The 5,642-nt window shown below is 69.8% G+C and carries 4 protein-coding genes; all 4 read left to right on the top strand.

The features are described 5' to 3' along the window. The first annotated feature begins 390 nt into the window (after nucleotides 1-390). The 4 genes from R6V09_RS44440 to R6V09_RS44425 all read left to right on the top strand — a co-directional run bounded on the left by R6V09_RS44440 (nucleotide 391) and on the right by R6V09_RS44425 (nucleotide 5,381). Nucleotides 391-1,881: an FG-GAP-like repeat-containing protein gene (locus R6V09_RS44440; protein ID WP_317887173.1), complete on the top strand. Its 1,491-nt coding sequence runs from the start codon at nucleotides 391-393 to the stop codon at nucleotides 1,879-1,881. Between the two features lie 74 nt (nucleotides 1,882-1,955). Then, entirely contained in the window at nucleotides 1,956-3,320 is a 1,365-nt protein-coding gene (locus tag R6V09_RS44435; protein ID WP_317887172.1) for an FG-GAP and VCBS repeat-containing protein, read from the top strand. 45 nt (nucleotides 3,321-3,365) lie between these two features. Then, complete coding sequence (locus R6V09_RS44430) at nucleotides 3,366-4,406, top strand: Yip1 family protein (protein ID WP_317887171.1); 1,041 nt, start codon at nucleotides 3,366-3,368, stop codon at nucleotides 4,404-4,406. A 153-nt stretch (nucleotides 4,407-4,559) separates the two neighbouring features. After that, nucleotides 4,560-5,381 (top strand): tetratricopeptide repeat protein, encoded by an 822-nt coding sequence (locus R6V09_RS44425; protein WP_317887170.1) that lies wholly within the window; start codon nucleotides 4,560-4,562, stop codon nucleotides 5,379-5,381. Nucleotides 5,382-5,642 lie beyond the last annotated feature (261 nt).

Genomic DNA, 5,642 nt, shown 5'->3' with positions numbered 1-5,642 from the left:
CGCTTCTTTGTCAGTGTCGGGCTTCCACGGCCCGAGTAAAGGGCGCTCCCTGCGGTCGCGTCGCCTGCGGCGATTCCGCTGCGCTCCACCCTTGACTCGGTCCGCTCCAGCCCGTTTGAGAAGCGAGTGGCCCAACGCCCACTTCCCGACATACGCAAGCGCCATACCGGGACGCCGAGTTGAGCCACAGAGGTCGCCACCCCCGACATCACCCCAGAGATTTACCGAGCTCACGTACAACCCTTACGCACCACCAGGGGTCTCCTGATCGCCAACCACCCGTGAAGCCAGGGACAACTCCCGGCAAACACGGACGGTACGCACCCCATCGACATCTCATCGACGCGGATGCCCGCCACGCATCCCCCGCATGCCGCAGGAGAACCCCGCATGCACCAGAAGCACCACCTTCGACTCGCCCTCGCGACGGCCGCCGCGGCCACGCTGACGGGCGGTCTGCTCACCCTCTCGGTGACGACAGCGACAGCCGCCGACTCTTTCAAAATCGCGAAGGCCGACTTCAACGGCGACGGAATCGGTGACGTCGTCGCCTCCGCACCCGGCGCCTACGTCACCGGCAAGGCAAACGCCGGCCAGGTCGTAGTCCTGTACGGCACCGCCACCGGAGTGTCGTCCACGAAGCGTTCGACGCTGAGCCAGAACTCCGGCAACGTGCCCGGTACCGCCGAGAAGGGCGACTACTTCGGCGACGCCACGGCATACGCCGACTTCAACGGCGACGGATACGACGACCTCGCCGTGGCCTCGCCGTACGAGAAGGTCGGCACCGACACCGACGGCGGCGCCCTCGCGATCCTGTGGGGCTCGAAGAACGGCCTCACCGGCAAGAGCAGCGACGTACCCGACCCGGCCGTGTCCGGGCACGACAACTGGGGCCAGACCCTGGCCGCCGGCGACTTCGACGGTGACGGCAAGGCCGATCTGGCGGTGGGCAGTTCGGCCGCGACGATCTACGTCTACAAGGGCGGCTTCAGCAGCTCCACCGGCAAGCCCGGCGGCCGTTACACGATCAAGCCGCCGATCCACTCCGGCACGACCGGTTTCCCGTACGGCCCGGCGCACCTCACGGCCGGTGACGTCAACGGCGACGGCCGCACCGACCTCGTGGTCGACGGCTACGAGACGCAGACCGGCAACGGCTGGAACACCAATTACTACGTGCCCGGCACCGCGAGCGGCCTGAGTGTCTCCGCAGTGCAGACCCTGAAGCCCGGCATCGTCACCGGCATCGGTGACATCAACGGTGACGGTTACGGCGACATCGTCAGCGGCGCCGGCTGGGACGTCACGACGAGCGACGGTACGACCGTCCCGGACTCGGCGAACGGCGGCAAGGTGAACATCACCTACGGTTCCGCGTCCGGCCCCGCCTCCACCACCGGCATCACCCAGAACTCCGGGAACATACCCGGCAGTTCGGAGAAGGGCGACGCCTTCGGCTGGGACCTGGACCTTGGTGACGTCAACGGCGACGGCTACCAGGACGTCGTGGTCTCCGCCCCGAACGAGGACCTCGGCGCCAACACCAACACCGGCATGGTCACGGTCATCTACGGCTCCGCGACCGGCGCGAACACCACCACCGGCGTCCAGTCCTTCGCCCAGAGCACGGCCGGCGTCCCCGGCGACGACGAGAAGAGCGACCTCTTCGGCGCCGACGTCAAGCTCGACGACGTCAACGGCGACGGCAAGGCGGACCTGATCGTGGGCTCGTACGAGAACAGCGCCGACGGCGCGGTGACCTACCTGCCCTCCAACGGCACGAAGATCGTCACGACCGGCTCCCGTGCCGTCTCCGCGGGCGCCGCGGGCGTCTCGACCGCAGGTACCCCGCAGTTCGGCGCACTGTTCGCCGACTGACACCCCCTTCTCCCCACGGGCCCGTGACCGCCGGTCACGGGCCCACACCCTTCTCCTCCCCGGAGTCAACTCCCTTGCGCAAGCGCACCCTTCTGCTCGCCGCGACCCTCACCACCGGCCTGCTCACCGCCCTCCCGGTCACCACCGCCTCCGCCGCGCCCTCCGGCCTGGTCGGCGACTTCAACGGCGACGGATACCGGGACTTCGCCGCCCCGGCCTCCAATGCCACGGTCGGCGGCGAGGAGGCGGCGGGCGCGGTCGGTATCGCGTACGGCTCGTCGAGCGGTATCGGCCGCAGGACCTCCGTCAGCCAGAACACCTCGGGCGTCCCCGGCGGCGCCGAGATCTACGACTACTTCGGCGACGCGGCGGCCGTCGGCGACCTCAACAACGACGGCTACAGCGACCTGGCGATCGGCACGCCGTACGAGCAGGTCGGCAGTGACGTGGCCGGCGGCACCGTCGTCATCGTCTGGGGTTCGTCGACGGGTCTGAAGGGCGCGACGACCGTGTCGGACCCGGCGCCGGCCAAGCACGACCGCTGGGGTCAGGCCCTGGCCGTTGGCGACTTCACCGGCGACGGCAAGGCCGACCTCGCGGTCGGCGCGACCGGCACCACCCAGTGGATCATCAAGGGCGGCTTCACCAAGGCCGGTTCGACCGGCGCGAAGCTCACCTACACCACAGCCTGGACCGGCAGCGCGGGCGTACTCCGCCTCACGGCGGGCAAGGTCAACAAGGACACGAAGGCCGACCTGGTCCTCGGCGGCCACACCAAGATCGCCTCGGAAACCGTGCTGGACCACAACTACCTCTACTTCGGCACGACTTCGGCCCCGTCGAAGAAGACGGAGCTCCCCTACGGCCGGCAACTGGCCGTGGGCGACGTGAACAAGGACGGCTACGGCGACATCGTCACCGGCGAGACGGAAACGGCGACCGGCGGCGACCTGGAGGCCCCGGGCGCGGCGGTCATCTCGTACGGCACGTCATCGGGAGTGGGCACCAAGGCGAGCCTGACCGGCTCCGGCCGCCCGTCCCTCGGCGACATCAACGGCGACGGCTACCCCGACCTGGCCCTCGGCTACCCCGAGGAGTCCAGCATCACCACCGTCAACGGCGCGGTCCTCGTCCACTACGGCAGCGCCACCGGCCTCACGGCTCCCGTGACCCTCACCCAGGACACCGCCGGTGTCCCCGGCGCCGCCGAGTACAACGACTTCTTCGGTACGTCCGTCCTGCTCACCGACGTGACGGGCGACGGCAGGGCGGACCTCGTCGTCGGCGCGGACGGCGAGAACTCCGGCGACGGCCTGATCACCTTCCTCAAGGGCGCCACCACCGGCATCACCACATCCGGCGCCACGTCCTACGGCCCGAGCGGCTTCGCCATCTCCACCGCCGGCTCCCCGACCCTGGGCACGACGCTGGTCGGCTGACGACTCCTGAGAGTCCCCTAAGGGGTCTTAGGGGTCCCTTAGGGGATGTCACAGCTCGGCAGCAAAGCCCCACCCGAAACCCCCGGCCCGGCCCGTGACTCTGCGGAACCAGGTACGTTCGATGACGTGGCTGGATTCAGGATCGGACGCGGCGGCCGGGACGGCCGGGCCCCGCAAGCGCGCCCTCAACAACCTCCGTACGGGCAGCAGGCTCCCCCGGCACCGCAGGGAGCGCCGCAGAGACAGCCGTACGGCTACCCTGCGGCGCCGCAGCCGTACCCGCAGCAGCAACCTCAGCAGCAGTACGGAAATCCCGCAGGTGGCGGCGGCCGGCAGTGGTCCCAGGGGAACGGCGGCAACGGCGACGAGCCGGAGTACTTCGGCGACGGCGCGGGGTACGGCCAGGGTGCCCACCCCGGCACCCCGGACCCGTACGCGGCGAACAACCCGGGCAACACCCAGGCGTTCTCCGTAGGTGAGGACCCGTACACCCAGGGCGGTACGTACCGCGCGGGCTCGGCACAGGCCCCCACGGGCCCGGTGGGCCCCCGCCTGCACTGGAAGGACCTGCTGAGAGGCATCGTCCTCACCCCCCAGCAGACGTTCTTGCAGATGCGGGACTACACGATGTGGGGCCCAGCCCTGATCGTGACGTTCCTCTACGGCCTGCTTGCGGTCTTCGGCTTCGACGGCGCCCGCGCGGACGCGATAAACGCCACGCTGGCGAACGCGGTCCCGATCGTCCTGATCACGGCCGTGGCGATGGTGCTGTCGTCCTTCGTCCTGGGCGTGGTCACCCACACCCTGGCCCGCCAACTGGGCGGCGACGGAGCCTGGCAGCCCACGGTGGGCCTGTCGATGCTGATCATGTCGCTCACGGACGCCCCCCGCCTGGTCTTCGCCATGTTCTTCGGCGGCGACGCGACCTTCGTCCAGGCCCTCGGCTGGGCCACCTGGGTAGCGGCCGGCGCCCTCCTCACCATGATGGTCAGCCGCTCCCACGACCTCCCCTGGCCGAAGGCCCTGGGCGCCTCCGCGATCCAGCTGATCGCCCTGCTGTCGATCGTAAAGCTGGGCACGTTCTAGAGACTTCTCCGCTACGACGGCCAAGGGCTCCCGGCACACACCGGGAGCCCTTGGCCGTCGTAGCGGATGCCGTCATTCAGGCGCCCTGCGGGGAGCCACGGGGAACAGTGAGGACCTGCGCAAGTGCGACCAGAGTTTCAACGCCATTCCGCCGTGGACTTCATCGAGCGAGGTCAGCAGGCTGCCGCCGAGGGAGACTGGAAGACGGCTGTCACAGCCTGGATCACCGGTTCCAATGCCGGGAGTCCGGAATCGGCGAACCTGGTGCTCACGGCGGTCCCGCCCCTGAAGGCTCAGGCCGATGAAGGGGACGTCGACGCTCAGGCCCTTCTGGCCGGTGTGATGCTCGACTTCTTCGACGAGTCCGCTCTGCCTGCGGCGTTGACCTATGCGACTGCCGCGACACGGGCCGGGCATCCGGCGGCCCAGCGCACCCTGGGCGTCATGTACCGCACCGGCCGCGGAGTCGAAACGGACATACGCCAAGCCGAGGCCCTCTTCACAGCGGCCGCGGAGGCCGGTGACGCATACGCCGCTTTCAACCTGGCGGGCATGCACATCACGGGCGATGCCCAGGTGCGAGACCACAACCTGTGCCTGCGTCTTCTGCGCCAAGCCGTCAGCGGGGGCGTGATCGAGGCCGCCGCCGTGCTCGGCGACCGGCTCTCCGCCGTCGACAAGGACGCCGAGGCCCTGAACTGGTACCTGTACGCCGCCCAGCGAGGCCACGCGGGTTCCATGTTCGCCGCCGGGTGCTCCTACCGCGACGGCCTGGGAACAGCGCCGGACCCGGTCCAGGCCGTGCGGTGGTTCCTGGCAATGCCCGACAAGGGCAATGGGGACGGGATCCATGAGGCGATCCAGCTGGCGAAGCAGAACATGACCGAGGAGCAGATCCGCACCGCCGGTCGGTTGGCCGGCTTGCCCTCCGAAGCCGAAGCACTCATCCGTACGGCCCGCGAGCACGGCGGGTGATCGCCCGCCCAAGCCGCGGCCTGCGGGCGGCCGGCGGTGATCCAGAAGAGAGATCCCGGACGCGGGAGGGGCGGCTTGCGAGGCCTCAGTACCCGAGGCCGTCACGCAGCAGACGCCGGGCCACCTCGGTGCGCGCCGCGGCGAGTTCCGTGGCGATCAGCTCGGTCCGGCGGGCCTGCGGCACGACCGCGGCTGTCTCGGGCTCCCCGACGAGCAGGCAGGCGCGCCGCAGATGGGTCGGCGGGTGGGTGGCGTCGACCT

It is taken from the genome of Streptomyces sp. W16 (assembly GCF_033194735.1).
Classification (GTDB): Bacteria; Actinomycetota; Actinomycetes; order Streptomycetales; family Streptomycetaceae; genus Streptomyces.
Note: the sequence above shows the minus strand (reverse complement) of the source record. Positions and strands in the feature narration are given on the sequence as shown.

What these genes read in the sequence shown, in the direction of transcription:
- R6V09_RS44440 (WP_317887173.1), top strand. Translation starts at nt 391, where the DNA reads ATGCACCAGAAGCACCACCTTCGACTCGCCCTCGCGACGGCCGCCGCG.
- R6V09_RS44430 (WP_317887171.1), top strand. Translation starts at nt 3,366, where the DNA reads ATGTCACAGCTCGGCAGCAAAGCCCCACCCGAAACCCCCGGCCCGGCC.